Genomic DNA, 25,858 nt, shown 5'->3' with positions numbered 1-25,858 from the left:
ATCGCGGGCCGTTCCATGCGCACTCCACCGTCGCTCGAACGTGTGCAGGTTTCCATCACCTTGATGGGGCAGGCTAGGGATACACCGCCCCCACCGAAAGTGCTCACATGCGTCGTCGTGCCCTGTCCCTGCTCGCTGCCGTCCCGGCGTCGGTCCTCGTCCTCGCTGCGTGTGCCGGCGCACCGGCTCCCGGAGCCAGCACCCCGGCTCCGTCGGCCGCTTCGGGGACGTGCGCCGACACCGCATCGGGCGATGCCGTCGACTCCGTCACGGTGAGCGATGACTTCGGGACGGCCCCGACGGTCGAGATCCCGACGCCCGTCTCGGTGGACACGACCGAGCGCCGGGCCGTGGTCGAGGGCGACGGAGACGAGACGAAGCCGGGCGACACCGTCGGCGTCGAGCTCACCGTGTACGGCGCCGCCACGGGGACGCAGTTCTCGCAGACCGCGTACGGTGAAGGCACCGCCCAGCAGATCACGGTCGACGACACACAATTCATCCCCGGGCTCGTCCGCACGATCGAGTGCGCGACCGTCGGTTCGCGCATGGTCTCCGTGGTCACGGCTGCCGACGCTTTCGGAGACCAGGGCTCGCAGGGCGGCGAGGTCGCCCCGGGCGATTCGATCGTCATCGTCGCGGACATCGTGTCGATCCTTCCGACGCGAGCGACGGGAACGCCTGTCGACCCGACGCCCGGACTGCCCGAGGTGGAACTCGACGATTCGGGTGCGCCCACCGTCACGATTCCGGACACCGATGCGCCGAGCGAGCTCCAGTTGGCGGTGCTCAAGCAGGGTGACGGCGACACCGTCGCGGCGGGCGACAACGTCACCGTCCAGTACGAGGGCGTCATCTGGCGCACCGGCGAGGTCTTCGACGGCAGCTGGGACCGCGGCACCCCCGCGTCCTTCAACACCGAACAGGTCGTCCCCGGCTTCAAGCAGGCGCTCGTCGGTCAGCAGGTCGGCAGCCAGGTGGTCGTCGTGATCCCGCCGGCCCTCGGCTACGGCGAGGCCGGCAACTCGCAAGCGGGCATCGAAGGCACGGACACGCTCGTCTTCGTCGTCGACATCCTCGCGACGAGCACGGTCCCGGCGCCCGCCGGAACCGACTGAGCGACCGGTCCTGTCCGCCCGGCGGACGCTAGCCTGACGATATGCGCCGCGTCATCATCCTCGGATCCACCGGTTCCATCGGTACCCAGGCCCTCGACGTGATCCGGGCCAACCCCGAACGCTTCGAGATCGTCGGTCTCGCCGCCGGCCGCGACAGTGAGGGGCTCGCAGCGCAAGCGGAGGCCTTCTCGGTCGACGAGACGGCGCTGGGAGCGGACGACGCCGAACGACTCGTCCGCGGTGTCGAGGCGGACGTCGTCCTCAACGGCATCACCGGGTCCGTCGGGCTCGGGCCCACGATGGCGGCCCTCGAGTCGGGGGCGACTCTCGCTCTCGCCAACAAGGAGTCCCTCATCGTCGGGGGCGACCTCGTGAAGCGCGTTGCGCGCCCCGGGCAGATCGTTCCCGTCGACTCGGAACACTCGGCGATCGCGCAAGCGCTCCGGGCCGGCGAGGCCTCCGAGGTCCGTCGACTCGTCCTCACCGCTTCCGGCGGACCCTTCCGGGGGCGTCGCCGTGCCCAGCTCGAGAACGTCACGCCCGCTGAGGCTCTCGCCCACCCGACATGGGACATGGGACGCGTCGTCACGACGAACTCGGCGACCCTCGTCAACAAGGGGCTCGAGGTGATCGAGGCGCACATTCTCTTCGACGTGCCGTACGAGCGCATCGACGTCGTCGTGCACCCGCAATCGATCGTGCACTCGCTCGTCGAATTCGTCGACGGAAGCTCGATCGTCCAGGCCTCCCCTCCCGACATGCGGCTCCCGATCTCCCTCGGGCTCGACTGGCCGAATCGGGTCGCGGGCGTCGGACGTCCGCTGGATTGGACCACGGCGAGTTCGTGGACCTTCGAGCCCCTCGACGCCGAGGCATTCCCCGCCCTCGACCTCGCGAAGGTCGTCGGCCGCGCCGGCGGGACCTTCCCCGCCGTCTTCAACGCCGCGAACGAGGAGGCCGTCGACGCCTTCCATGACGGCGCGATCCGCTACCTCGAGATCGTCGAGACCGTGCGCCGGGTGGTCGACGCGCACGAGGGAGCGGAGGACGTGAACCGGGAGACCCTTGCAGACGCCGAGGACTGGGCGCGTCGAACCGCGCGGTCGCTCATCGCCGCGCGTTGACGCCGGTTGCGTCGTCGCCGCTGAATCAGCCCGCGGTCAGCGAGCGACCATCGGGTCAGTGCCAGCCGGCCTCGTGCAGCGCGGCCGTCGTCTCGCCGGGGACGGAGAACGGCACGGTCGTCCCGTCGAGCTCGCGGTAGTCCTTGCCCGCGAGACCCATCCACACGACGACGTCACCTTCGCGGGCGGCACCGACGGCGGCGCGGATCGCCGTCGAGGGGTCGGCGATGTCCCGGACGTCGGCATCCGGCCGCGCCGCCTTCGCTCCCGCGATGACGGCCGCGCGGATCGCTGCGGGATCCTCACCGCGGGGATGATGATCGGTGACGACGACGAGGTCGCTGCCGAGGGCGGCGGTTGCCCCCATGTCGGCCCGTTTCGTCGTGTCCCGATCGCCGTTCGCCCCGATGACGGCGATGACGCGCCCGCGAGCGAGCCGGCGCAACGAGGCGAGGGTCTTATCGAAGGCGTCGGGGCTGTGACCCGAGTCGATGAACACCGCGGGCCCCGATGCCGCGGGGATGCGGACGGCCCGCGCCGGCAGATCGGCCTCGATGAGGCCGTCGCGACCGAGGGCGCCCGCGATCTCCTCGAGGGAGTGCCCGGACTCGACGAGCATCGCGATCGCGAGGCCCCCGTTCGCGGCCATGTGACGACCGACGACCGGTACGCGCGCGTTCAGCGCACCGTGCTCGCGGTGACGCACGGTGAAGGCGGTGTGGTCGAGCGACTCCTCGACGATCTCGACGACCCAGTCGGCGTCGACGACGGCACCCGGTTCCGCCGCCGTCGCGATCGTCGCTACGGGAACCTGGGACCGCTCGACGACGGTCGCGCCGGCCGGAGTGTCGAGGTTGACGACGGCCCGCCGCGAGCGGGACGACGTGAACAGCTCGATCTTCGCGGCGAGGTACGCATCCATGTCGGCGTAGTCGTCGAGGTGATCGTGGCTCAGGTTGGTGAACGCTGCCACGTCGAAGACGAAGCCGTCGACGCGGTGACGGGTGAGGGCGTGAGCGCTCACCTCGATGACGAGCGAACGCGCACCGAGTTCCGCCATCCGCGCGACGATCGCGTGCAGCTCGGCGGCCTCGGGCGTCGTGAGTTTCGACGGGATGACCGTCGAGCCGATCCGTCGCTCGGCGGTCGAGCTGACTCCGGGAACGAGGCCCATGCCGGTGAGCAGAGCCTCGAGGAAGTGCGTCGTCGACGTCTTGCCGTTCGTCCCGGTGACGGCGAAGGTCGGCAGGCCGAGGGAACCGGTGTCGTACACCGACGCGGCGATCATACCGACGAGCGGCCGGAGCGGCCGGCTCCAGACGAGGACGGGGACGCCGATCTGGCGTTCGAGGAGGAGCATCCCGTCGTCGTCCGTGAGGATCGCGACGGCACCGGCCTCGACGGCTTGCCCGGCGAAGGCGGCGCCGTGGTGGCGGGCGCCCGGGAGACCGATGTAGAGGTCGCCCTGGACGACGGCCGCGCCGTCGATCGAGACCCCGGACACGAACGGGTCCCCGGCGGCGAGGCCGCGCACGCGGCGGAGTCCGAACGAGCGCTCGAGATCCGAGAGGGGGACCGATCGCAGCGAGGTGGGGCGCATCGACGCGGGTCCGTATGAATCCACTGCGCCTCACTTGCCCTCTCGACCTCCGGAGCGACCGCTCGGGAGGTTATCCATCGTCTCACAGCCGCGCGACAGCCTCCGCGTGGGTGGCGGCTGTATCGTGTGCGAGTGGAATCGGTCCTGCTCTACCTGCTCGGCGTGTTGATCATCGTCGTGGGCCTCGTCGTCTCGATCGGGCTCCACGAGGTCGGCCATCTCGTCCCCGCCAAGCTCTTCGGAGTGAGGGTCACGCAGTACATGATCGGTTTCGGCAAGACCATCTGGTCGCGGCGGAAGGGCGAGACCGAATACGGCGTCAAGGCGATTCCGCTCGGCGGCTACATCTCGATGATCGGGATGTTCCCGCCCAAGGCTCCGGGCGACCGAGCCGTCGAGTCGAGCACCGGTTTCTTCCAACAGCTCTCCACGAGCCCGCAGGCTCAGGAGCAGAGCTCCCGTTCCCGCTACTTCGACACCCTCGTGCAGGACGCGCGGCAGGCGAGCGCCGACACCATCGGCGCGGGAGACGAGGATCGCACCTTCTACCGGTTGCCCGTCTGGAAGCGCGTCATCGTCATGCTCGGCGGTCCGTTCATGAACCTCCTCATCGCGATCGTCCTCTTCGCCGTCCTCCTCATGGGCTTCGGAACGGCGCAGCCGACGACGACGGTCGGCGCGATCTCGCAGTGCGCCCTGCCAGCGACCTCTGATCGCACGACGTGCGCGGAGGGCGACCCCGTCGCCCCCGGAGCCGCCGCGGGACTCGAGCCGGGCGACACGATCGTGAGCATCGACGGCGAGGCCATCGAGGGTTGGGAGGAGTCGACCGCGATCATCCGGGAGTCCGCCGGCCGGACACTCTCCCTCGTCGTCGACCGCGACGGGGAGGAGGTGAGCCTCGAACTCACTCCGTTGCTCACCGAGCGGTACGTCTACGACGACGCCAACCAGCCCATCGAGGAGAACGGCGAGCCCATCGTCGAAGAGGTCGGCTTCGCGGGGATATCGCCGATGTCGGCCCTCGTGCAGCAACCCGCGACGGAGGTACTGCCGACCGTCGGCAACGCACTCGGTTCGATGGTCCACCTCATCCTCAACTTGCCCCAGCGCCTCATCGACGTCGCAGAGGCCGCGTTCGGCCCCGGTGAGCGCGACCCGAACGGCCCGATGAGCGTCGTGGGCGTCGGGCGTATCGCCGGTGAGGTGGCCGCGCTCGAGGAGGTGCCCGTCGCGAGCAAGGCCGCGACGATGATCGGCATGCTCGCCTCGCTCAACGTCGCCCTCTTCGTCTTCAACCTCGTCCCCCTCATGCCGCTCGACGGCGGTCACATCATCACGGCGCTCTACGAGGGCGTGCGTCGGGGCTTCGCGAAGCTGCGTCGCAAGCCCGATCCCGGCCCCGTTGACTCGGCGAAGCTCATGCCGCTGACCTTCGGCGTCGTGATCGTGCTCGGAGCGATGAGCCTCCTGCTGATCTACGCCGACCTCGTCAAACCGATCGACCTCTTCGGCTGATCCCTGCGCCGGGTCCGCGCGTCAGTCACGCGGCCGGTTGTCAGTCGGCCGCGCGTAGGATGACAGCGTGCCAGCCGTGAATCTGGGGATGCCGAGCGTCCCGGACGTACTCGCCCCTCGCCGCAAGTCGCGCCAGATCCGAGTGGGAAGCGTGCTCGTGGGCGGTGACGCCCCCGTGAGCGTCCAATCGATGACGACGACGCCGACCCCGGACATCAACGCGACACTGCAGCAGATCGCCGAGCTCACCGCCGCCGGGTGCGACATCGTGCGTGTAGCCGTCCCCAGCCGCGACGACGCCGAAGCCCTCCCCATCATCGCGAAGAAGAGCCAGATCCCGGTCATCGCGGACATCCACTTCCAGCCGAACTACGTGTTCGCCGCGATCGACGCCGGGTGCGCCGCCGTCCGCGTGAACCCCGGCAACATCCGCAAGTTCGACGACCGCGTCGGCGAGATCGCGAAGGCCGCGAAGGACGCGGGCGTCAGCCTCCGCATCGGCGTCAATGCGGGCTCCCTCGACCCGCGACTCCTTCAGAAGTACGGCAAGGCGACGCCGGAGGCGCTCGCCGAGAGCGCGCAGTGGGAGGCGAGCCTCTTCGAGGAGCACGACTTCCACGACTTCAAGATCTCGGTGAAGCACAACGACCCCATCGTGATGGTGAAGGCCTACCGTTTGCTCGCCGAGCGCGGCGACTGGCCGCTCCACCTCGGTGTCACCGAGGCGGGCCCCGCCTTCCAGGGCACCATCAAGAGCGCGACGGCCTTCGGCATCCTGCTGTCGGAGGGGATCGGCGACACCATCCGCGTCTCCCTCTCCGCTCCGCCCGTCGAAGAGGTCAAGGTCGGCCTGCAGATCCTGCAGTCGCTCAACCTCCGCGAGCGCAAGCTCGAGATCGTCTCGTGCCCGAGCTGCGGACGCGCCCAGGTGGACGTCTACACGCTCGCCGAAGAGGTCACGACGGGGCTCGAGGGCATGTCTGTCCCGCTCCGCGTCGCCGTCATGGGCTGCGTCGTCAACGGACCTGGCGAAGCGCGCGAAGCGGACCTCGGTGTCGCGTCGGGCAACGGCAAGGGCCAGATCTTCGTGAAGGGCGAGGTCATCGCGACCGTCCCCGAGTCGGAGATCGTCGCGACCCTCATCCGCGAGGCCAACCGAATCGCCGCGGAACTGCCCGCCGACGACACATCGACGGGCGCGCCGACCGTCTCCGTCGGAGCGCACTAGCGCCGTCGCGACCGAGGGAGACCTCGCAGGATCGGCGCTTAGACTGAGCGGACGATTCTCTGGCATGGACGCCCGAGCACAGCCACGAACCGGGGAGCATACGCCGTGATCGAGCAGCCCACGACCACGCCCACCGTCACGCGCGACGAACTCGAGCGCGCTCGTGCCGTGATCGGCGCGATCGCCGCTCGATTCGACGAGAAGGTCGTCGGCCAATCGAGCCTCCGGACGAGTCTGCTCGTCGCTCTGCTCACGGGCGGACACGTTTTGCTCGAGAGCGTGCCGGGGCTCGCGAAGACGACGGCCGCCGAGACGATCGCCGACGCGGTCGGCGGAAGTTTCCGGCGCATCCAGTGCACGCCGGACCTCCTCCCCTCGGACATCGTCGGAACGCAGATCTACGACCCGAGAACGGCCGAGTTCACGACCCAGCTCGGTCCCGTGCACGCCAACTTCGTGTTGCTCGACGAGGTCAACCGGTCGAGCGCGAAGACGCAGTCCGCGATGCTCGAGGCGATGCAGGAGAAGCAGACGTCGATCGGGGGAGTGGACTACGCCCTCCCTGATCCGTTCCTCGTCCTCGCGACCCAGAACCCCATCGAGCAGGAGGGGACGTACCACCTGCCGGAGGCCCAGCTCGACCGCTTCCTCATCAAGGAGGTGCTCGACTACCCGACGATCGCGGAAGAGGCCGAGATCGTGCGGCGCGTCAACGCCGGGGTGTACAAGCACGACGGCCGCGCACCGCGCGTGAGCATCGACGACGTCCTCTTCCTCCAGTCGCTCGTCCCGCGCGTCTACCTCGATCCTGCGATCCTCGCGTACATCGTCCAGACGGTCTACGTCACGCGCAACGCGTCGTCCTATCTCCCTGAACGCATGGCGTCCTACGTGGAGTACGGGGCGAGTCCCCGTGCCAGCATCGCCTTCGCCACCGTCGCCCGGGCGCTCGCGCTCCTCGCGGGGCGTGAGCACGTGATCCCGGAGGACGTGAAGGCGTACCGCCACCAGGTGCTGCGGCACCGCATCATCCTCGGCTTCGAGGCGATCGCGGACGACGTGCGCCCCGAGGCGATCATCGACGCGATCTTCGGCGTCGTCCAGGTGCCGTGAGCCCGTCGTGACCGCGCTCCTCACCCGCGTGAAGTCGACCCTCTCGATCCGTGCCCATCGGCGCGTGCGCGGCATGCTCGACGGCGAGTACGCATCGATCTTCCGCGGCAAGAGCCACGAGTTCGACGACATCCGCCCCTACGTCCCCGGCGACGAGATCCGCGACATCGACTGGAAGGCCACGGCACGGGCGGGCTATCCGCTCACGAAGCAGTTCATCGCTCACCGGAAGCAGACGGTCATGCTCGTCGTCGACACGGGCCGTGACCTCGCGGCCGTCGGCGCGGGAGGGGAACCGAAGCGCGACGTCGCGGTCCTCGCGGCAGGCGCCCTCGGCTACATCGCCGTGCGTCACGGCGACAGGGTCGGGCTCATCGCGGGCGACGCCGACGGTGTGCGGCTCGTCGAGCCCAAGGGCGCCGAGTCGCATCTCGAGCGCATCCTCCAGGTCGTCGTCGAACGCGCCCGACTCGACGGCGCGCGAAGCGACCTGCGAGCCGTCCTCGAACGCGTCGTGCGCACGGTACGGCGACGCATGCTCCTCGTGATCGTCGCCGACGATGCGGCCGTCGACGCGGCCACGGCCGCCCTCGTCCGCCGCCTCACCGTCCAGCATGAGATCCTCTGGATCACGGTCGGCGACGCCGACGTCATGTCGGCGCGCTGGACGGCGACCCCGATGTTCGACGTCGCCGACGAGCGCGGAATCCCCGACTTCCTCCGACGGGATCGACGGTTGCGCGCGGCGTTCGCGGAAGCGGAGCAGGCTCGCGGTTCGGCGCGCGACGATCGGCTGGACTCTCTCGCGATCTCTCACGTCCGCGTCACGAGCCAGTCCGACGTCGTCCCGACCCTCTTCCGACTCATCGAGGCCCACAACCATGCTCGGCGATGAGGTCGGCTACAACCCCCTCGCCCAGTACTGGTGGGGGTGGATGGCGATCGCGCTCGCGCTCGTCGTCCTCGTCGTGGGCTGGTACGTCTTCGTCTGGTGGGTCTCGCGCCGCGCGACGGAACTCGTCCCCGTCGCCGACGTCGAGGCGCCGAGCGCTCCGTCGCGCGAGGAGGTGCGTGCGCGGTATCTGTCACTCGTCGACGAGGTCGTCGCGTCGTACGACGCCGGGCGGCTGTCCACTCGCGCAGCGCATCAGAAGCTCGGAACCCTCGTGCGGTTCTACGCGCAGGAGTCGTCGGGCGTGCGGGCGGACGTCATGACCCTCGACGATCTCACGCACGCGCGGCTCGGCGCGATCGCCCACGCCGTCGCGGTGTACTACCCGGCGGAGTTCGCGAGCGTCGAGAACGGCGACGTCCACCGGTCAGCCGACGTGGCTCGTAACGCCGTGGCGTCGTGGTGGTGATGCGGCCGTGACCCTCGTCAACCTCTGGCTCGTCCTCGCGTGGTTCGTCGCCGCGCTCGTCGTCGTGGGCGTCGTGGTCGTGCTGCAGATACGGGGACGGCGGCGCGCGACGGACGCCGTGCCCGTCGCGCACTCGGAGCGGTTGACGGCGCTTCCCGCGTACGCGTCGGCCCTCCGGCGGTATCGCGCACTGCTCTGGACCGTCATCGTGGCCGTCGTCCTCCTCGTCGGCGCGAGCGCCGTGCTCTCCGGGCGGCTCGTCTCGCTGACGACGGTGCAACCGGAACTCCGGAATCGCGACATCGTGCTGTGCCTCGACGTCTCCGGGTCGATGATCGACTACGACGCGCAGATCGTCGAGACGTTCTCCGAGCTCACGGAGGAGTTCGACGGCGAACGCATCGGTCTCGTGCTCTTCAATGCGTCGGCGATCACGGCGTTCCCCCTCACGAGCGACTACGCGTACGCACGGGCGCAGCTCGACGCCCTCCACGCCGACCTCGTCGATCCCGACACCGACTGGTCGTTCGCGAACGGCACCCTCCTCGGCAACGGGTCGTCGATGATCGGCGACGGGCTCGCGTCGTGCGTCATGCGGTTCGACGACCTCGACGCCGAGCGTTCGCGTTCGGTCGTCTTCGCGACCGACAACTACGTGGCCGGCGAGCAGATCATGACGCTACCGGAGGCCGGCGAGTTCGCGAGCTCGAAGGACGTCGTCGTGTTCGGACTCAACCCGGGCGACGTCGAGAGCCTCGACTACATCGCCGAGTTCGCGGACGAGATGCGCGACGTGGTCGAGGGGACCGACGGCACGTACTGGGCGCTCGAGGATCCCGCGGCCGTGCCCGGGATCGTCGATCAGGTCCAGGATCGGCAGGCCGAGCGGTTCACGGGCGAACCGGTCCTCACCGTGACGGACGAACCGACGGCCCCCGTGCTCGCGGGGTTCGCGGCCCTCGCCGCCGTCATGTTCGCGGGGTGGAGGCTGCGGCGATGATCATCGACCCGGTGATCCCCGTGTGGCTCATCAGCGTGCTCGGAGCAGCGCTCGCGGGCTTCGCGATCGTGCAGCTCGTCCTCCCCGGTCGCGGGCGCTCCCGTTGGTTGTGGGCGTCGCGCCTCGTGATGGTGCTCCTCCTCGTCGGCATCGCCCTCCGGCCCGGTGTCCCGGCTCCGTCGCTGCCTCCGGCCGCCTCCGGTGACGTGGACCTCTACTTCGTGGTCGACACGACGAGCAGCATGGCCGCGGAGGACTGGGACGACGGTGCTCCCCGACTGGACGGGGTCCGCGAGGACGTCCTGGCGATCTCCGAGGCCCTCATCGGGTCGCGCGTATCGCTCGTCACATTCGACGCCGTGACCGTGCACCGGGTCCCTCTCACGACCGACGTCTCGGCGCTCGCCCAGGCGACGCGGGCGTTGCAGCAGGAGATCACGTCGTACTCGGCGGGGAGCAGCATCGACGAGCCCGTCGAGTACCTCACCGGTGTGCTCGAAGCGGACGCCGAGGAGAACCCGGAGCGCTCCCGAGTGCTCTTCTACCTCGGCGACGGGGAGCAGACGAGCGGCGAGCAGCCGGGCTCTTTCGCCGGGCTCGCGCCGTTCATCGACGGGGGAGCCGTGCTCGGCTACGGCACGGAGGCAGGTGGACCGATGCGCACCTACACGGGCTACGACGACGGCACGGAGCCGTCGTACATCCAGGACTACTCCACGGGACAGGACGCGATCTCGCACATCGACGAGGGGGCGCTGTCCACGATCGCCGACGAGTTGGGCGTCGAGTACCTGCATCGGGACGCCGAGACGTCCGCAGCACCGGCGACCGCCGGCATCGAGGTGGGGGACGTCGAGAGCGGCGGCGATGTTCCCGCGGAGACCGGGGAACTCTACTGGCTCCTCGCCATCCCGCTCACGGCGCTCGCGCTCCTCGAACTGGGCTGGATGCTGCGGACCGTCCTGCGCTCGGGCATCGCCGGCACGACGGGCGGACGGCGGGCCGATCGGACGGCCCTGAGGAGGGCGACTGATGGCTGACACGCTCACGAGACCCGAATCGGCGGCCGCACCCCGCATGAAACGCCTCCGGACCACTTCCGCTATGCGGCGACGACGGAAGCGCCTCCTCTGGTGGTCGCTCCCGGTCGTCCTGCTCGCGCTCGCCACGTCGCTCAAGCTCGCGAGTCTCTCGCTGACCGCCCAGGACGCGATCGACGCGGCGGAGACCGCCCGATTCGACGAGAGCATCGCCGCAAGCGACTCGCTCATGACCCTCAACTGGTTCGAACCCTGGCTCGCGTACTACGACCGCGGTACCGCCTCGGCTCTCGCGCAGGAGTACAACGACGCGACCGATGACCTCTCGGTCGCGCTCGAGCTCGCGCCCGCCGAGCGCTCGTGCGATGTGCGCGTCAACCTCGCACTCGCATGGGAGGAGCTCGGGGACATCTATGCGGAGGGCGGGTACCTGCGTGGCGCATCGCTCCTCTACGACACGGCGCTCGCCGTGATCCGCGGGGGCGAGGAGGACGGGTGCTTCGAGGGCGAGACGGAGGACGACTCGACACCGCCGGAGGAACCGGCGGAGGAGTCGGGGACCGACGCGGGGGAGCGGCTCGAGAACGCCCGCGATCGCATCGAGGGCAAGCAGGGCGAGGTCGAACGCCAGGAGGAGGGCGAGGGCTCGACGACTCCGGGCGAGGAGGACGCCGACGGCGGCTCGCCGACGGACGATCTCCAGGACCGCGGCGACGCCGCCGAGCAGGACCGTCGCGACCAGGACGCCGACCAGCGCGGCGGAGGCGAGTACGTCGAGAAGCCGTGGTGACGCCCGGGCGTCCGGCGACGCTCGGTTCGCGCGGGCTAGCATGGACGCGTGGTTACACGCCTTTCGACATACTTCCTCCGCACGCTCCGTGAAGACCCCTCCGGCGCGGAGGTGACGAGCCACCGGTTGCTCGTCCGCGCCGGCTACATCCGGCGCCAGGCGCCGGGCGTCTTCGCGTGGCTGCCGATCGGCCTGCGTGTGAAGGCGAAGATCGAGACGATCGTGCGCGAGGAGATGGCCGCGGCCGGCGCCTTCGAGGTGCACTTCCCGGCCCTGCTGCCCCGCGAGCCCTACGAGGCGACCGGGCGCTGGGAGGAGTACGGCGACGCCCTCTTCCGTCTGCAGGACCGCAAGGGCGCCGACTACCTTCTCGCCCCGACGCACGAGGAGGTCTTCACCCTCCTCGTGAAAGACCTCTACTCGAGCTACAAGGACCTGCCGCTGTCGATCTTCCAGATCCAGGACAAGTACCGCGACGAGGCACGTCCGCGTGCCGGTCTGCTCCGCGGACGCGAGTTCACGATGAAGGACGCGTACTCGTTCGACTACACGGACGCGGGCCTCGACGCGAGCTACCAGAGTCAGCGTGACGCCTACGAGCGCATCTTCTCCCGCCTCGGCCTCGAGTACGTCATCGTCCACGCCGATGCCGGCGCCATGGGCGGGTCCCGGAGCGAGGAGTTCCTGCACCCCACGCCGATCGGTGAGGACACGTTCGTGCGGTCGGCGGGCGGATACGCCGCCAACGTCGAGGCGTTCACGACGGTCGTCCCCGACGCCCGTCCCATCGAGGGGCTCCCCGCCGCGGTGGTCCACGACACCCCGGACACGCCCACGATCCAGACCCTCGTCGATCTCGCGAACGCCGAGCACCCGCGCGAGGACGGTCGCGAGTGGACGGCCGCCGACACGCTCAAGAACGTCGTGCTCGCCCTCACCGACCTCGAGGGCACGCGCGAGCTCGTCGTCGTCGGTCTCCCGGGCGACCGTGAGGTCGAGATGAAGCGCGTCGAGGTCGCCTTCGCCCCGGCGGAGGTCGAGCCCGCGACGGACGAGGACTTCGCGAAGCACCCCGGTCTCGTGAAGGGCTACATCGGGCCGTGGTCGGCCGACGGCGCCGTGCTCGGCGAGGAGTCGAGCACGGGGATCCGGTTCGTCCTCGACCCCCGCATCGTCGACGGCACCGAGTGGATCACGGGTGCGAACGAGAAGGGACGCCACGTCTTCGGGCTCGTCGCGGGTCGCGACTTCACGGCCGACGGCGTCGTGGAGGCAGCAGCGGTGCGCGCGGGCGACCCCGCCCCCGACGGCTCCGGCCCCGTCGAACTCGCTCGAGGCATGGAGCTCGGGCACGTCTTCCAACTCGGTCGCAAGTACGCCGAGTCCCTCGGCCTCAAGGTCCTCGACGAGAACGGCAAGCTCGTCACCGTCACGATGGGCTCCTACGGCATCGGCATCACGCGCATCCTCGCGACGATCGCCGAGCTCAACAACGACGACAAGGGTCTCGTGTGGCCGACCCAGGTCGCTCCGTTCGACGTGCACCTCGTCGCGACGGGACGGGAGGCCGCCGTCTTCGAGACCGCCGACTGGATCTCCGACCAGCTCGAGACCGCCGGCGTCGACGTGCTCTACGACGACCGGCCGAAGGTCTCTCCCGGCGTGAAGTTCGGCGACGCCGAGCTCATCGGCGTGCCGATCATCGTCATCGCCGGCCGCGGCGTCGCCGACGGCATCGTCGAGGTGTGGGACCGCCGCACGGGCGAGCGCGAGCCGGTCGCGATCGCCGAGGTCGTCGACGCCGTGGCGCGGTTGCGCGCTTCCTGACGGGATTCGTCCTCGAGCCCTCTCCCCGTGCATCTGCGTGGGGGGAGGGCTCGTTTTAGCGCAAGCGAGTCGCGTCCGGGATCGTCAGAGGCCCCGTGACGGTGAGCTCGTCCTCCCAGCACTCGATTCCTGTCACGCCGGGTAGGCGATCACGGGTGAAGACGGGATTGATGCCGCGGCGCCGCTGCTCCGTGTAGTCCTTCAGGAGTTTGAAGGCGACGCCCGACAGCAAGCCGATGGCCACGAGATTCACGAGTGCCATGAGTCCCATGATGCCGTCCGCCGTGTTCCAGATGAGATCGGCCGACGCGATCGAGCCTCCGAAGATGGCGGCCACGACGAGGACACGGTAGGTCGTCAGTACGGACCGCCGAGAGGAGATGAACTCGATGTTCGACTCGCCGTAGTAGTAGTTGCCGAGGATGGAGCTGAACGCGAGCAGGAAGATGATGCTGCTGAGCAGGACGTTGGACCATTCGCCGAGATTCCCGACGATGGCCTCCTGTGTGAGCCCGATGCCCTGAGTCGCATTCGCGAGGTCGGGTGTCGACACGAGGATGATGAATGCGGTGATGGAGCATACGAGGAAGGTGTCGAAGTAGACGCCGAGCGTCTGCACGAGTCCTTGCTTCACCGGGTGCGTCACCGCGGCGCTCGCTCCGGCGTTGGGAGCGGATCCGAGTCCCGCCTCGTTCGAGAACATCCCGCGCTTGACGCCCGTCATGATGATGACGCCGATCGCTGCTCCGACGACCTCGTTGAAGCCGAACGCCTGGGTGAAGATCGAGGCGAACGCCGCCGGAACCTTGTCGATGTTCATCGCCACGATGACGAGGCCGAGCAGGAGGTAGCCGAGAGCCATCGCGGGCACGACGGCTTGCGTGACACTCGCGATGCGGCGGATGCCGCCGAAGACGACGAGAGCGGTGAGCACGGCGAGGACCACGCCGACCACGACCGGGATCCAGGTCGTCCCTCCGAAGCTCGACGACACCGTCGCGCTGATGGTGTTCGCCTGCAGGGAGCTGAATGCGAAAGGGAAGCAGACGATGAGGATGATGGCGAAGAGGATGCCCATCCAGCGGGCCTTCAGTCCGCGTTCCATGTAGTACGCCGGCCCGCCACGGAAGCCGTCGGCGTCCCGCACTTTGTAGAGCTGTCCGAGAGTCGACTCGACGAAGCTCGACGCGCCACCGATGAACGCCATGGTCCACATCCAGAACACCGCGCCGGGGCCCCCGATCGCGATCGCCGTCCCGACGCCGGCGATGTTGCCGACACCTACGCGCGACGCGGCCGAGACGCTGAACGCCTGGAAGGCGGAGATCGATTGCGGCTTCCCGTCGACGGTGAGTGGTGTCTTGTCCGCGAGTGTGCGGAACATCTCCGGGATGAGGCGGAACTGGACGACGCCCGATCGGACGGTGAAGTAGACGCCGAGAAGAGCGAGCACGGGGAGCACCGCCCACGTCCAGAGGGTGTCGCCGGCAGAGAGGATGAATCCGTTGAGTGCGTCCATCGTGCAACTGTGCCCGAGAACCGCCGCGAAGGCGAGCGGACGCATGCGGCTCCCGTCCTGAGAAGCTCCCCTCCGACGGATCCGTCTAGTACCCTTGACAGGTAGTCCGGCGCGCGGTTCGCGCCGGCAAGAGCTGAATATGGAGGTGGCCGTCGTGGACATCGATCTCACTGTCCTGAAGATGATGGAACGGGAGCGGGAGATCCCGTTCGACGAACTCGTGCACATCATCGAGCAGGCGATCCTCACCGCCTACCAGAAGAACGAGACCCAGTCGGGTGGCGACGCGACGGATGCTCGCGTGCACCTCGATCGGAAGACCGGCCACGTCGCCGTGCTCATCCCCGAGAAGGACGACGACGGCAACGTCATCGGCGAGTCGGAGACGATGCCCGAGGACTTCGGCCGGATCGCGGCGTTCGCCGCGAAGCAGGTCATCAACCAGCGGCTGCGCGACATCGCGGACGACGCGGTGCTCGGGGAGTTCAAGGGTCGCGAGGGCGACATCGTCGCGGGCGTCATCCAGCAGGGTCCGAACCCGAAGATGATCCACGTCGACCTCGGCACGATCGAGGCGATCATGCCTCCAGAGGAGCAGGTCCCGGGCGAGCAGTACCCGCACGGCTCCCGCATCCGCGTCTACGTGACGAGCGTTTCGAAGGGCGTCAAGGGGCCGTCGATCACGGTGTCGCGGACGCACCCGTCGCTCGTGCGGAAGCTCTTCGCGCTCGAGGTGCCGGAGATCGCCTCCGGTCTCGTCGAGATCGTCTCGCTCGCACGCGAGGCGGGCCATCGGACCAAGATCGCCGTCCGCGCGACGGACCCGGCGATCAACGCGAAGGGCGCGTGCATCGGCGAGATGGGCCGCCGCGTGCGGGCGGTCACGGAGGAGCTCGGCACCGAGAAGATCGACATCGTCGACTACTCGCCCGACCTCGCGACGTTCGTCGGGAACGCGTTGTCGCCCGCGAAGGTCACGTCGACCTTCGTCCTCGATCAGAGCATCAAGGCCGTCCGGGCACTGGTTCCGGACTACCAGCTCTCGCTCGCCATCGGCAAGGAGGGCCAGAACGCCCGCCTCGCCGCGAAGCTGACGGGCGCGAAGATCGACATCCAGCCGGATTCGATCCTCGACGAATAGGAGTGGTCCGGGCCGCGCCCGCTCGTCGGGCGTGTTCGCCCCGAGCGTGCCGCCCATCGGCGGCGCGCTCAGGGAGCGGGCCGGGGGAGGTGTAGGATGGAACCTGTCAGAACGTGCGTCGGATGCCGTTCGCGTGCCAACAGGTCCACTCTCGTGCGGCTTGTCGCCCGGGAGACGCAGATCGTCGTGGACGATCGTGCCTCTCTCCCCGGACGTGGGGCGTGGCTGCATCCCGACATCGAGTGCTTCCGACTCGCCGAGAAGAAGCGGGCTTTCGCCCGGGCCTTCCGCGTACGGACCCCTCTCGACACGAACTCACTAGAGAACAGGCTGAACGGCTAATGGACAACTGATGAGCGGCTCGAAATGAGACCCGTCCACAACTAACGGTCCCCCCTGCCTGGGGAGACCCAGACAGGAGAGAAGTGGCTGCCAAACCACGCGTACACGAGATCGCATCCGAACTCGGTGTAGACAGCAAGGTCGCCCTCGCGAAGCTCAAGGAATTGGGCGAGTTCGTGAAGGGACCGTCCTCGAGCATTGAACCCCCCGTCGCGCGCAAGCTGCGCGCGGCCCTCGCCGACGCCGCGCCCGCGGCATCGGCCGCACCCGCGACGAAGCCGGCCTCGCCGTCGGCCGCTCGTCCCGGCGGCGCGTCGGCGAACCGTCCGGCGTCCCCGTCGTCGAGCCGTCCAGGACCGGCTCCGGCTCCGGCTCCGGCTCCGGCCCCGGCACCGGCTCCCAAGGCCGCTCCCGCGCCGAGCCCCGCTCCCCGCGAAGAGACCGCTCCGGCGGCGAAGGCCGCTCCGGCGCCCGCCGCCACTCCCGCTCCGGCTCCCGAGTCGAAGCCGACGGCCGCGGCACCCGGTGGCGCTCCGCGTCCCGGTGGCACCCCGCGTCCAGGCAACAACCCGTTCTCGAGCGCTCAGGGCATGGGCTCGCGCCCAGCCGGTCCGCGCCCCGGTAACAACCCGTTCGCGAGCGCTCAGGGCATGGGCCAGCGCCCGACCCCGTCGCCCTCGAACATTCCGCGTCCGCAGGCTCCGCGTCCCGGTTCGCCGCGACCCGGCGGCCCCCGTCCGGCCGGTGCCGGCGGACGTCCCGGCGGCGGCGGTTTCCAGCGTCCCGGCGGTGCCGGTGGCGGTCGTCCCGGTGGCGGTGGTTTCCAGCGCCCCGGTGGCGGAGGAGGCGCTCCGGGCGCAGCGGGCGGCTTCGCCCAGCGTCCCGCCGGCGGGTTCGCCGGTCGTCCGGGTGGCGGCGGTGGCCGTGGCCGTGGTCCCGGTGGTGGTACCGCCGGTGCGTTCGGTCGTGGCGGCGGCAAGAGCAAGTCGCGCAAGTCGAAGCGGACGAAGCGGCAAGAGTTCGAGATGCGGGAGGCCCCGTCGATCGGCGGTGTGCAGGTCCCGCGCGGCGACGGCAACACCGTGGTGCGTCTGCGCCGCGGCGCCTCGATCGCGGACTTCGCCGACAAGATCGACGCGAGCCCCGGCAACCTCGTGACCGTGCTGTTCCACCTCGGTGAGATGGCCACGGCGACGGAGTCGCTCGACGAGTCGACCTTCGCGGTGCTCGGCGACGAACTCGGCTACAAGATCCAGATGGTCTCCCCCGAGGACGAGGACCGCGAGCTCCTCGAGGGCTTCGACATCGACATCGACGCCGAGCTCGAGGCCGAGGACGACGAGGACCTCGAGGCACGTCCTCCGGTCGTCACCGTCATGGGTCACGTCGACCACGGTAAGACGCGACTGCTCGACGCCATCCGCAACGCGAACGTCGTGGCGGGTGAGGCCGGCGGCATCACGCAGCACATCGGTGCCTACCAGGTCTCGACCGAGCACGAGGGCATCGAGCGCGCCATCACCTTCATCGACACCCCGGGTCATGAGGCGTTCACCGCCATGCGTGCTCGTGGTGCGCAGGTGACGGACATCGCGATCCTCGTTGTCGCGGCGGACGACGGCATCATGCCGCAGACGGTCGAGGCGTTGAACCACGCCCAGGCCGCCAACGTCCCGATCGTCGTCGCGGTGAACAAGATCGACAAGCCCGACGCCAACCCCGCCAAGGTGCGCCAGCAGCTCACCGAGTACGGGCTCGTCGCCGAGGAGTACGGCGGAGACGTCATGTTCGTCGACGTGTCGGCGCGCGAGAACATCGGCATCGCCGAGCTTCTCGACGCCGTGCTGCTCACGGCGGACGCGGGCCTCGACATGCGGGCGAACCCCAACAAGGACGCTCGTGGTGTCGCGATCGAGGCCAAGCTCGACAAGGGTCGCGGTTCGGTCGCCACGGTGCTCATCCAGTCCGGAACGCTCCGGGTCGGCGACGCGATCGTCGCGGGTACCGCTTACGGACGCGTCCGCGCCATGGTCGACGAGAACGGCGAGACCGTCCTCGAGGCCGGCCCGTCGCGTCCCGTCCAGGTGCAGGGTCTCTCGAGCGTCCCGCGCGCCGGCGACACCTTCCTCGTCACCGAGGAGGACCGCACGGCCCGTCAGATCGCCGAGAAGCGCGAAGCCGCGGAGCGCAACGCCTCGCTGGCCAAGGCGCGCAAGCGCATCAGCCTCGAGGACTTCACGCGTGCTCTCGAAGAGGGCAAGGTCGAGTCGCTCAACCTCATCATCAAGGGTGACGTCTCGGGTGCCGTGGAGGCCCTCGAGGAGTCGCTCCTCAAGATCGAGGTCGACGACTCGGTGCAGCTGCGCATCATCCACCGCGGTGTCGGTGCGGTGACGGAGTCGGACGTGAACCTCGCGACGATCGACAACGCGATCATCATCGGGTTCAACGTGCGCCCCGACCCGAAGGCTCGAGAGCGTGCCGCTCGCGAGGGTGTGGACATCCGGTTCTACTCGGTCATCTACAACGCCCTCGACGATGTCGAGTCGAGCCTCACGGGCATGCTCAAGCCGGAGTACGAAGAGGTCCAGTCGGGTGTCGCGGAGATCCGCGAGATCTTCCGCTCCTCGAAGTTCGGCAACATCGCCGGTGTCATCGTGCGCTCGGGCACGATCACGAGGAACGCCAAGGCGCGCGTCATCCGCGAGGGTGTCGTCGTCGGGGACAATCTCGCGATCGAGTCGCTGCGTCGCTTCAAGGACGACGTCACCGAGGTGCGGACGGACTTCGAGGCCGGTATCGGTCTCGGCAAGTTCAACGACATCCAGATCGGTGACGAGATCGAGACGATCGAGATGAAGGAGAAGCCGCGCGGCTAGCCTGCGCGGTGCGCCCGCCGACCTTCCGGGTCGGCGGGCGTTTCCCGTTTTCACCGCTCTTCAGCGGACCAGAGGAAGGATGAGCCATGGTTGACGTCGCTCGCGCGAGGAAGCTCGCGGACAGGATCAAGGAGATCGTCGCCGCTCGACTGCAGCGGGGTCTGCGGGATCCGCGGCTCGGCTTCGTGACGATCACGGACGTGCAGATGACGGGGGACCTGCAGCACGCGACGGTCTTCTACACCGTCTACGGCACGGACGAGGAGCGCGCGGACAGTTCGGCGGCGCTCAAGGCGGCCACGGGGCTGCTCCGCAGCGAGGTCGGGCGGAACATCACGGCTCGGCTCACGCCGACGCTCGAGTTCCAGCTCGACGCCGTGCCCGAGAATGCGGCGGCGATCGACGACCTGCTCCGCGAGGCGCGCGAGCGCGACGCGGAGACGGAGCGCCTCGCCGCCACCGCGGCGTACGCCGGTGACGCCGACCCCTACGTCAAGCCGCGTGACCTCGACGAGGACGACGACCTCGACGAGGACGATGAAGACGACGACGAGTCACCGTCGGACGGCGCCGACGCGCGCTAGCTCCCTCTCACCCCTGAAAATCCCCTCTGTGCACGTGATCGCGTGCACAGGGGGGATTTTCAGTGGGGTGAGCGGGTCAGGAGGAGAAGAGCGGAGCCACGGCCTTCACGAGCTCGTTGACGCCGAGGGCGACGAAGAGCGCCGCGATGACACCGAGGATCAGGTTGAGGTACCACGTGTTCCGGTGCTGCTTCGGCATGTGCCGCGAGTTGAGCAGGTAGAGGAGCGTCGTCGCGAGGAACGGCATGAAGAGCGCTCCGAGCGCACCGTAGGCGACGATGAGCCCGATCGGCTTGCCGAGGAACAGGAGCGCCATCGGCGGGATCGTCAGCCAGACGATGTACAGGCGGTAGTAGAGTCCGCCGATCCTCCGGCGCGGGTCGTCCGCGCCCAGTCCGCGCAGGTTGCCGAGGAAGTCGGCGAACATGAGCGACACCCCGTTCCACACGCCGAGGATCGAGGAGAACGACGAGGCCCAGAAGCCGATGAGGAAGAAGTAGCTCATGAACGTGCCGTAGCGCTCTCCGAGCACGCCCGCGAGATCGAGCAGGCCCCCTTCGCCGTCCTCGACCGTGAGTCCCGAGGAATACAGCAGCTCGGCACCGACGACGAGCATAGAGACGACGAAGACGCCCGAGACGACGTACGCGACCGTGTTGTCGATCCGCATGACCCGAATCCACCGCGGCGTCGTCCAGCCCTTCTCCTTGAGCCAGTAGCCGTAGGCGGCGAGCGTGATGGTGCCTCCCACTCCGCCGGCGAGGCTCAACGTGTAGATGAGAGCGCCGTCGGGGATGCGGGGGATGAGTCCGGTGACGACGGCCCCGAGGTTCGGGAGCGTCACGACGGCCGCGCCGACGACCGTGACGAACATGAGCCCGACGAAGAACGCGATGATGTACTCGAAGGTCTTGTACCGCCCGAACCACACGATGACGGCCCCAAGGAGGCCGGAGACGATCGCGAAGACGTTGAGGTCGACGGCGGGGAAGAGTGCTGCGAGCGGCAGGGCGGTGCTCGACATCGCGGCGGCGCCGTACACGAGGCCCCAGATCAGGATGTACGGCGCGAAGAAGACGACCGTCCAGCGTCCCGCGAGCCGCCACCCCTCGAAGATGGACTTCCCGCTCGCCAGCGTCCAGCGCCCGGCGCCCTCGACGAGTGCGATCTTGATGAGCACCCCGACGATCGCAGCCCACAGGAGCGTGTAGCCGAAGCGGCTTCCGGCCACGAGCGTCGCGACGAGATCACCGGCACCGATGCCCGTCGCGGCGACGACGAGGCCCGGACCGATCACTCGCCACTTGTGCGGCGGTTCGACCGAGGACGGACGGAGGGCGGCGGCTTCGTCGTTCACCATCGTCCGACCCTAGCGGCGCGCCACCTCCCGACTCCACCCTCCGCGCCGGCGACTCGGCTCGCGGGACTCAAGGGAGCAGGTACCCGCCGCGGGAGGAGCGAACCGCGAGTCCGTCGGCGAGGAGGCCCGCGAGGGCTCGGTCGCGTTGGACGCTCTCGGGCCACAGCGAGGCGATCTCGGCGTCGGTGACGGGAACGTGCGCCGCTCTGAGCTCCCGCATGATGAGGCCTCGGACATGACGGTCACTGCCTTCGTACGCTTTCTGGACACCCTTCGTCGGCCCGTCGTACGCGGGGTAGCCGGTCGCCCGCCACGCGCACAGCTCGGCGACGGGGCACTCGTCGCAGCGGGGGGAGCGGGCGACGCACACGACCGCCCCGAGCTCCATCATCGCGGCGTTGACGACGGCGGCGTCTCCGTCGTCGTCGGGGAGCAGGGCGTCCATCGCCGCGAGGTCCCGGCGAGCGTGCGGGGGACCCGGCTGCCCCTGCCCGTGCACGGCTCGGGCGATGACGCGGCGCGTGTTCGTGTCGACGACGGGATGCCTGTCACCGAACGAGAAGACCGCGACGGCTCGAGCCGTGTAGTCGCCGATGCCCGTGAGCGCGAGCAGGGCCTCGACGTCGCGCGGCACGTCGCCGCCGTGGCGCTCGGTGATCTGCACGGCCGCGGCGTGCAGCCAGAGCGCGCGACGCGGATAACCCAGGTTGGCCCACGCGCGGACCGCCTCGCCGGCCGGTGAGGCAGCGAGGTCTGCGGGGGTCGGCCAGCGGTCGAGCCACTCCTCGAGGCGTGGGATCACTCGCGCGACCGGCGTCTGCTGCAGCATGAACTCGCTCACGAGGGTGCCCCAGGCGGTGAAGCCGGGGCGTCGCCAGGGGAGGTCGCGGTGATCCTCGCGGTACCAGTCGGCGACGCGACCGGCGATCGCCGGTCGCTGGTCATCGGCGCCGTCCATCACCCTTCGACTCTAAGCGGTGGCGTCGGCTCGCAGGCGCGCCCGGCCGGGCTCGAAGACGCCGGCACCCTGGCCCTGCGCGAGTAGGCTCGACGTATGAGCGCCGCCACGAATCCGCGCCTCGAGGTACTGCGCGAGCTGCGCGACGAGGTCCTGCACAACTACGGGACCGGGCGTCCCCTCGTCGCGGTCGACGGCATCGACGGCGCGGGCACGACGGCGTTCGCCGACGACCTCGCAGCGGTCTTCGCCGAGGTGGGGCATCCCACCGAGCGCGCGGACGTCGACGACTTCCGCTCGGGGGACACCGAGGCGTCAGCGGAATCCCACTTCCTCGACGAGGCCGCCTTCCGCAGCGCTCTCGTCATCCCGTTCCGAGCGGGCGGCGAGACCTCGTACCGAACGTCGGCGACGGCGGGGGTGGAGGAGAAGACCGCTCCGGCCGACACCGTGCTGATCGTCGCCGGTCCCTTCCTCCACCGCCCCGGACTCGTCGGGCTGTGGAACTACTCCGTGTTCCTCGAGGTCCCGAGCCAGTCCGCTCCCGACGACGAGCGTCGCTACCTCGCCGAGGTGCGGCCACGGACACGTGCCGTCGCGATCGTCGACAACGCCGACCCCGAGCGACCCGTCCGCCGGTTCGCGGACAGCTGCTGACGCGATGCCGAACGGAATCCTGCTCGTCGACAAGCCCGACGGGATGACGAGTCACGGCGTCGTAGCGCGCGTCCGGCGACTCGCCGGGACGAAGAAGGTCGGCCACGCGGGCACGCTCGACCCCATGGCGACGGGACTGCTCGTCCTCGGCCTCGGAGCCTCGACCCGCCTGCTGACGTGGATCGTGGGCGCCGACAAGGAGTACCTCGCGACCATCCGCCTCGGCAGTACGACGGTGACGGACGACGCGGAGGGCGACGTCGTGGCCGTCGCGGACCCCGGCGTGCTCGCGGCCGTTCCGATGGAGCGCATTCGCGACGGCATCACCGATCTCACGGGCGACATCGAACAGGTGCCGTCGTCGGTGAGCGCGATCAAGGTCGATGGGGTCCGCTCCTACGCGAAGGTGCGCGCGGGCGAAGAGGTCTCCCTCGCCGCGCGTCCCGTCACGGTGTCGGAGTTCGAGGTGCTCGAGGAGCGACGGTCCGCCGGTGCCATCGATCTCGACGTGAGGGTCGTGTGTTCGAGCGGGACCTACATCCGCGCCCTCGCGCGGGACCTCGGCGGCGCTCTCGGTGTCGGCGGCCATCTGACGGCGCTCCGCCGTTCCCGCATCGGCGCGTTCACGGTGACGGAGGCCGCGACGCTCGACGAGCTCGGCGAGAGTGCCGACACGAACGCGGCGGTGGCCGCTGTCCTCCTCCCGCCGTCTGCCGCAGCCGCGCGCTTACTCCCCGTCATCGACCTCGATGAGCAGGCGACGATCGATCTCGGGCACGGGAAGATCGTCACGCTCACGGGAAACCCGCCGGAGGACGTGCCCGTCGCGGCCGTCGCGCCGGACGGCCGTCTCGTCGGCATCGCTCGCGTCGACCGCGGCAGGATGCGCAGTCTCGTGAACTTCCCGACGGAGGCGCCGTGATCGAGTGGCTCACCGTCGCTCAGGTCGCCGTCGCGATCGTCGCGGGACTGCTGTGCCTTGTCGTCGGGCTCGCTGGACGCAGGCCGAGCGACCTGACCCTCGGCGCCACGGCGCTCGTGGAACTCCTCCTCCTCGTGCAGCTCGTCGTCTCGATCGTCTCGCCGGCCGCCGGCAACACCCCGACGGGCGATGCGCTCGAATTCGGCCTCTATCTGGGATCCGCGATCCTACTGCCGGTCGGCGCGGGCTTCTGGGCTCTCGTCGATCGATCGAAGTGGGCGACGGTCATCCTCGGCGTCGCGAACCTCGCGATCGCCGTCATGGTCTATCGCATGCACGAGATCTGGTTCGTCCAGGGCGGATAGAATGGGACTTCTATGACCGCGTCAACCTCTCCGTCCGCGCGCCCAGCTTCCGGCGTCGGTCGGGTCCTCGTCGTCGTGTACGCGATCCTCGCCCTCGCGGCGACAGGGCGGTCGTTCTACCAGATCGTCTCGAAGTTCGACGAAGCCCCCGTCGCCTACTCGCTCTCGGCGCTCGCCGCCGTCGTGTACATCGTCGCGACCGTCGCCCTCGTCGTCCCGGGTGAGACGTGGCGACGGGTCGCGATAGCGACGATCGGTTTCGAGCTCGTCGGTGTGGTCGTCGTCGGCGTCCTGAGCCTCGCGGCTCCCGAGCTCTTCGGGCACGCATCGGTCTGGAGCTACTTCGGCATGGGTTATCTCTTCATCCCGCTCGTGCTCCCGATCCTGGGGTTGCTCTGGCTGACGCGCCGAGGGCGTCGTGCCCGGACCGCCGACGCCCGCGCGGTCGCGTCCGAGGACGTGCGCAGCGCATGATCGTCTTCAACGGTCCGGAGGACGTCCCGGAGGGCTTCGGCCCATCGGCCGTCACGATCGGCAAGTTCGACGGCGTGCACGCCGGCCACCGCGCGGTCATCGGCGAACTGCTCGCGGATGCACGGTCGATCGGCGCGAAGAGCGTCGTCGTGACCTTCGACCGCCATCCCCTCGCCCTGCTCCGTCCCGAGTTGTGCCCCGAACCGCTCACGGGCGTCGAGCAGAAGCTGCGCCTCCTCGGTGAGACGGGCGTCGATGCGATCCTTCTGCTGCGATTCGACGAGGCCCTCGCCCACCTCTCTCCCGAGGAGTTCGTCTCGCACGTGCTCGTCGACACGGTGCACGCGCGCTCCGTCCTCGTCGGTGAGGACTTCCGCTTCGGCCGTGGCGGCGCCGGAGACGTCGCGACCCTCGAGCGTCTCGGAACCGAGCACGGCTTCATCGTTCGCACGGTCGGGGACGTGCTCGTCGGACCGGCCGGCCGCGTGTCGTCGACGCGCATCCGTTCGCTGCTCGCCGCGGGAGACGTCGCGGGCGCCGGTGAACTGCTCGGCCATGTCCCGACCGTTCGGGGCGTCGTCGTGCACGGAGCGAAGCGGGGCCGCGAACTCGGTTTCCCGACGGCGAATTTGTCGCCGGACTCCGACGGCCTCATCCCCGCAGACGGCATCTACGCCGGGTGGTTCGAGGTCGACGGCGCCGTGTACCCGACGGCCATCTCCGTGGGGAACAACCCGACCTTCGACGGGGTGCCGCAGCGACAGGTCGAGGCGTACCTCCTCGACGAGGACATCGACCTCTACGGCAAGACCGTCGATGTGCGTTTCGTCGAGCGCATCCGAGGCATGGTCGCCTACGAGGGCATCGCTCCGCTCATCGCGCAGATGACGAACGACGTCGAGCGCGTGCGCGAGGTCCTCGGCCGGTCCTGATCGGGC

Annotated in this window: 24 protein-coding genes; 20 read left to right on the top strand and 4 right to left on the bottom strand. The window is 69.3% G+C overall.

Annotated features, from left to right (window positions below; all coding sequences use genetic code 11):
* The first annotated feature begins 107 nt into the window (after positions 1–107).
* Both ELQ90_RS14060 and dxr read left to right on the top strand, forming a co-directional pair.
* On the top strand, positions 108–1,118 hold the full coding sequence (locus ELQ90_RS14060) for an FKBP-type peptidyl-prolyl cis-trans isomerase (RefSeq protein WP_128495918.1): 1,011 nt from the start codon (positions 108–110) through the stop codon (positions 1,116–1,118).
* Positions 1,119–1,159: 41 nt separating this feature from the next.
* Positions 1,160–2,242 (top strand): 1-deoxy-D-xylulose-5-phosphate reductoisomerase, encoded by a 1,083-nt coding sequence (dxr, locus tag ELQ90_RS14055; RefSeq protein ID WP_128495917.1) that lies wholly within the window; start codon positions 1,160–1,162, stop codon positions 2,240–2,242.
* Positions 2,243–2,297: 55 nt separating this feature from the next.
* Here the strand turns inward: dxr and ELQ90_RS14050 are convergent, their stop codons facing one another.
* Entirely contained in the window at positions 2,298–3,842 is a 1,545-nt protein-coding gene (locus tag ELQ90_RS14050) for a Mur ligase family protein (RefSeq protein WP_128496001.1), read from the bottom strand.
* Positions 3,843–3,974: 132 nt separating this feature from the next.
* Here ELQ90_RS14050 and ELQ90_RS14045 point away from each other — a divergent pair, with 132 nt between their 5' ends.
* From ELQ90_RS14045 to ELQ90_RS14005, 9 genes are all read left to right on the top strand, one after another.
* Positions 3,975–5,360 carry a M50 family metallopeptidase gene (locus ELQ90_RS14045; protein ID WP_128495916.1) on the top strand — a complete coding sequence of 462 codons (1,386 nt, stop codon included), beginning with the start codon at positions 3,975–3,977 and terminating at the stop codon, positions 5,358–5,360.
* Positions 5,361–5,448: 88 nt separating this feature from the next.
* The gene (ispG, locus tag ELQ90_RS14040) at positions 5,449–6,588 is read left to right on the top strand and encodes a flavodoxin-dependent (E)-4-hydroxy-3-methylbut-2-enyl-diphosphate synthase (RefSeq protein ID WP_128496000.1); all 1,140 of its coding nucleotides are present in this window, start codon (positions 5,449–5,451) and stop codon (positions 6,586–6,588) included.
* A 108-nt stretch (positions 6,589–6,696) separates the two neighbouring features.
* Positions 6,697–7,701 carry an AAA family ATPase gene (locus ELQ90_RS14035; RefSeq protein WP_128495999.1) on the top strand — a complete coding sequence of 335 codons (1,005 nt, stop codon included), beginning with the start codon at positions 6,697–6,699 and terminating at the stop codon, positions 7,699–7,701.
* Between the two features lie 7 nt (positions 7,702–7,708).
* Entirely contained in the window at positions 7,709–8,596 is an 888-nt protein-coding gene (locus ELQ90_RS14030; RefSeq protein WP_128495915.1) for a DUF58 domain-containing protein, read from the top strand.
* Positions 8,583–9,062, top strand: coding sequence for a hypothetical protein (locus ELQ90_RS14025; protein WP_128495914.1), 480 nt, complete (start codon positions 8,583–8,585; stop codon positions 9,060–9,062). Before ELQ90_RS14030 ends, ELQ90_RS14025 begins: the two co-directional genes overlap by 14 nt.
* Before the next feature lie 7 nt (positions 9,063–9,069).
* Entirely contained in the window at positions 9,070–10,062 is a 993-nt protein-coding gene (locus tag ELQ90_RS14020) for a vWA domain-containing protein (protein ID WP_128495913.1), read from the top strand.
* On the top strand, positions 10,059–11,102 hold the full coding sequence (locus ELQ90_RS14015; protein ID WP_128495912.1) for a vWA domain-containing protein: 1,044 nt from the start codon (positions 10,059–10,061) through the stop codon (positions 11,100–11,102). The genes ELQ90_RS14020 and ELQ90_RS14015 overlap by 4 nt, the downstream gene beginning before the upstream one ends.
* On the top strand, positions 11,095–11,892 hold the full coding sequence (locus ELQ90_RS14010) for a tetratricopeptide repeat protein (protein WP_128495911.1): 798 nt from the start codon (positions 11,095–11,097) through the stop codon (positions 11,890–11,892). Before ELQ90_RS14015 ends, ELQ90_RS14010 begins: the two co-directional genes overlap by 8 nt.
* 48 nt (positions 11,893–11,940) lie before the next feature.
* Positions 11,941–13,719, top strand: a complete 1,779-nt coding sequence (locus ELQ90_RS14005; protein ID WP_128495910.1) for a proline--tRNA ligase — start codon at positions 11,941–11,943, stop codon at positions 13,717–13,719.
* Positions 13,720–13,774: 55 nt separating this feature from the next.
* Here the strand turns inward: ELQ90_RS14005 and ELQ90_RS14000 are convergent, their stop codons facing one another.
* On the bottom strand, positions 13,775–15,238 hold the full coding sequence (locus tag ELQ90_RS14000; RefSeq protein WP_128495909.1) for an alanine/glycine:cation symporter family protein: 1,464 nt from the start codon (positions 15,236–15,238) through the stop codon (positions 13,775–13,777).
* Between the two features lie 154 nt (positions 15,239–15,392).
* Here ELQ90_RS14000 and nusA point away from each other — a divergent pair, with 154 nt between their 5' ends.
* The 4 genes from nusA (at position 15,393) to rbfA (ending at position 20,184) form a co-directional block, all read left to right on the top strand.
* Positions 15,393–16,379, top strand: coding sequence for a transcription termination factor NusA (nusA, locus tag ELQ90_RS13995; RefSeq protein ID WP_128495908.1), 987 nt, complete (start codon positions 15,393–15,395; stop codon positions 16,377–16,379).
* Between the two features lie 96 nt (positions 16,380–16,475).
* Positions 16,476–16,721 carry a YlxR family protein gene (locus ELQ90_RS13990; protein ID WP_128495907.1) on the top strand — a complete coding sequence of 82 codons (246 nt, stop codon included), beginning with the start codon at positions 16,476–16,478 and terminating at the stop codon, positions 16,719–16,721.
* Positions 16,722–16,804: 83 nt separating this feature from the next.
* A complete protein-coding gene (infB, locus tag ELQ90_RS13985) occupies positions 16,805–19,600 on the top strand; it encodes a translation initiation factor IF-2 (protein ID WP_128495906.1) in 2,796 nt (931 codons plus the stop codon).
* Positions 19,601–19,686: 86 nt separating this feature from the next.
* Positions 19,687–20,184 (top strand): 30S ribosome-binding factor RbfA, encoded by a 498-nt coding sequence (rbfA, locus tag ELQ90_RS13980; protein ID WP_128495905.1) that lies wholly within the window; start codon positions 19,687–19,689, stop codon positions 20,182–20,184.
* 76 nt (positions 20,185–20,260) lie between these two features.
* On the opposite strand, the gene ELQ90_RS13975 is transcribed toward rbfA, so the two are convergent.
* Both ELQ90_RS13975 and ELQ90_RS13970 read right to left on the bottom strand, forming a co-directional pair.
* Positions 20,261–21,544: an Nramp family divalent metal transporter gene (locus tag ELQ90_RS13975; RefSeq protein WP_128495904.1), complete on the bottom strand. Its 1,284-nt coding sequence runs from the start codon at positions 21,542–21,544 to the stop codon at positions 20,261–20,263.
* A 67-nt stretch (positions 21,545–21,611) separates the two neighbouring features.
* A complete protein-coding gene (locus tag ELQ90_RS13970; RefSeq protein WP_128495903.1) occupies positions 21,612–22,502 on the bottom strand; it encodes an HhH-GPD family protein in 891 nt (296 codons plus the stop codon).
* 96 nt (positions 22,503–22,598) lie between these two features.
* Here ELQ90_RS13970 and ELQ90_RS13965 point away from each other — a divergent pair, with 96 nt between their 5' ends.
* From ELQ90_RS13965 to ELQ90_RS13945, 5 genes are read left to right on the top strand one after another with little or no spacing between them, the layout of a single operon-like run.
* Complete coding sequence (locus tag ELQ90_RS13965; protein ID WP_128495902.1) at positions 22,599–23,159, top strand: nucleoside/nucleotide kinase family protein; 561 nt, start codon at positions 22,599–22,601, stop codon at positions 23,157–23,159.
* Between the two features lie 4 nt (positions 23,160–23,163).
* On the top strand, positions 23,164–24,081 hold the full coding sequence (gene truB / locus ELQ90_RS13960; protein ID WP_128495901.1) for a tRNA pseudouridine(55) synthase TruB: 918 nt from the start codon (positions 23,164–23,166) through the stop codon (positions 24,079–24,081).
* A complete protein-coding gene (locus ELQ90_RS13955; RefSeq protein WP_128495900.1) occupies positions 24,078–24,446 on the top strand; it encodes a hypothetical protein in 369 nt (122 codons plus the stop codon). The genes truB and ELQ90_RS13955 overlap by 4 nt, the downstream gene beginning before the upstream one ends.
* 12 nt (positions 24,447–24,458) lie before the next feature.
* Entirely contained in the window at positions 24,459–24,920 is a 462-nt protein-coding gene (locus ELQ90_RS13950) for a hypothetical protein (protein ID WP_128495899.1), read from the top strand.
* Entirely contained in the window at positions 24,917–25,852 is a 936-nt protein-coding gene (locus ELQ90_RS13945) for a bifunctional riboflavin kinase/FAD synthetase (protein ID WP_128495898.1), read from the top strand. Before ELQ90_RS13950 ends, ELQ90_RS13945 begins: the two co-directional genes overlap by 4 nt.
* The last annotated feature ends 6 nt before the right edge of the window (positions 25,853–25,858 follow it).

It is taken from the genome of Labedella phragmitis (genome assembly GCF_004078635.1).
Taxonomy (GTDB): Bacteria; Actinomycetota; Actinomycetes; order Actinomycetales; family Microbacteriaceae; genus Labedella; species Labedella phragmitis.
Note: the sequence above shows the minus strand (reverse complement) of the source record. Positions and strands in the feature narration are given on the sequence as shown.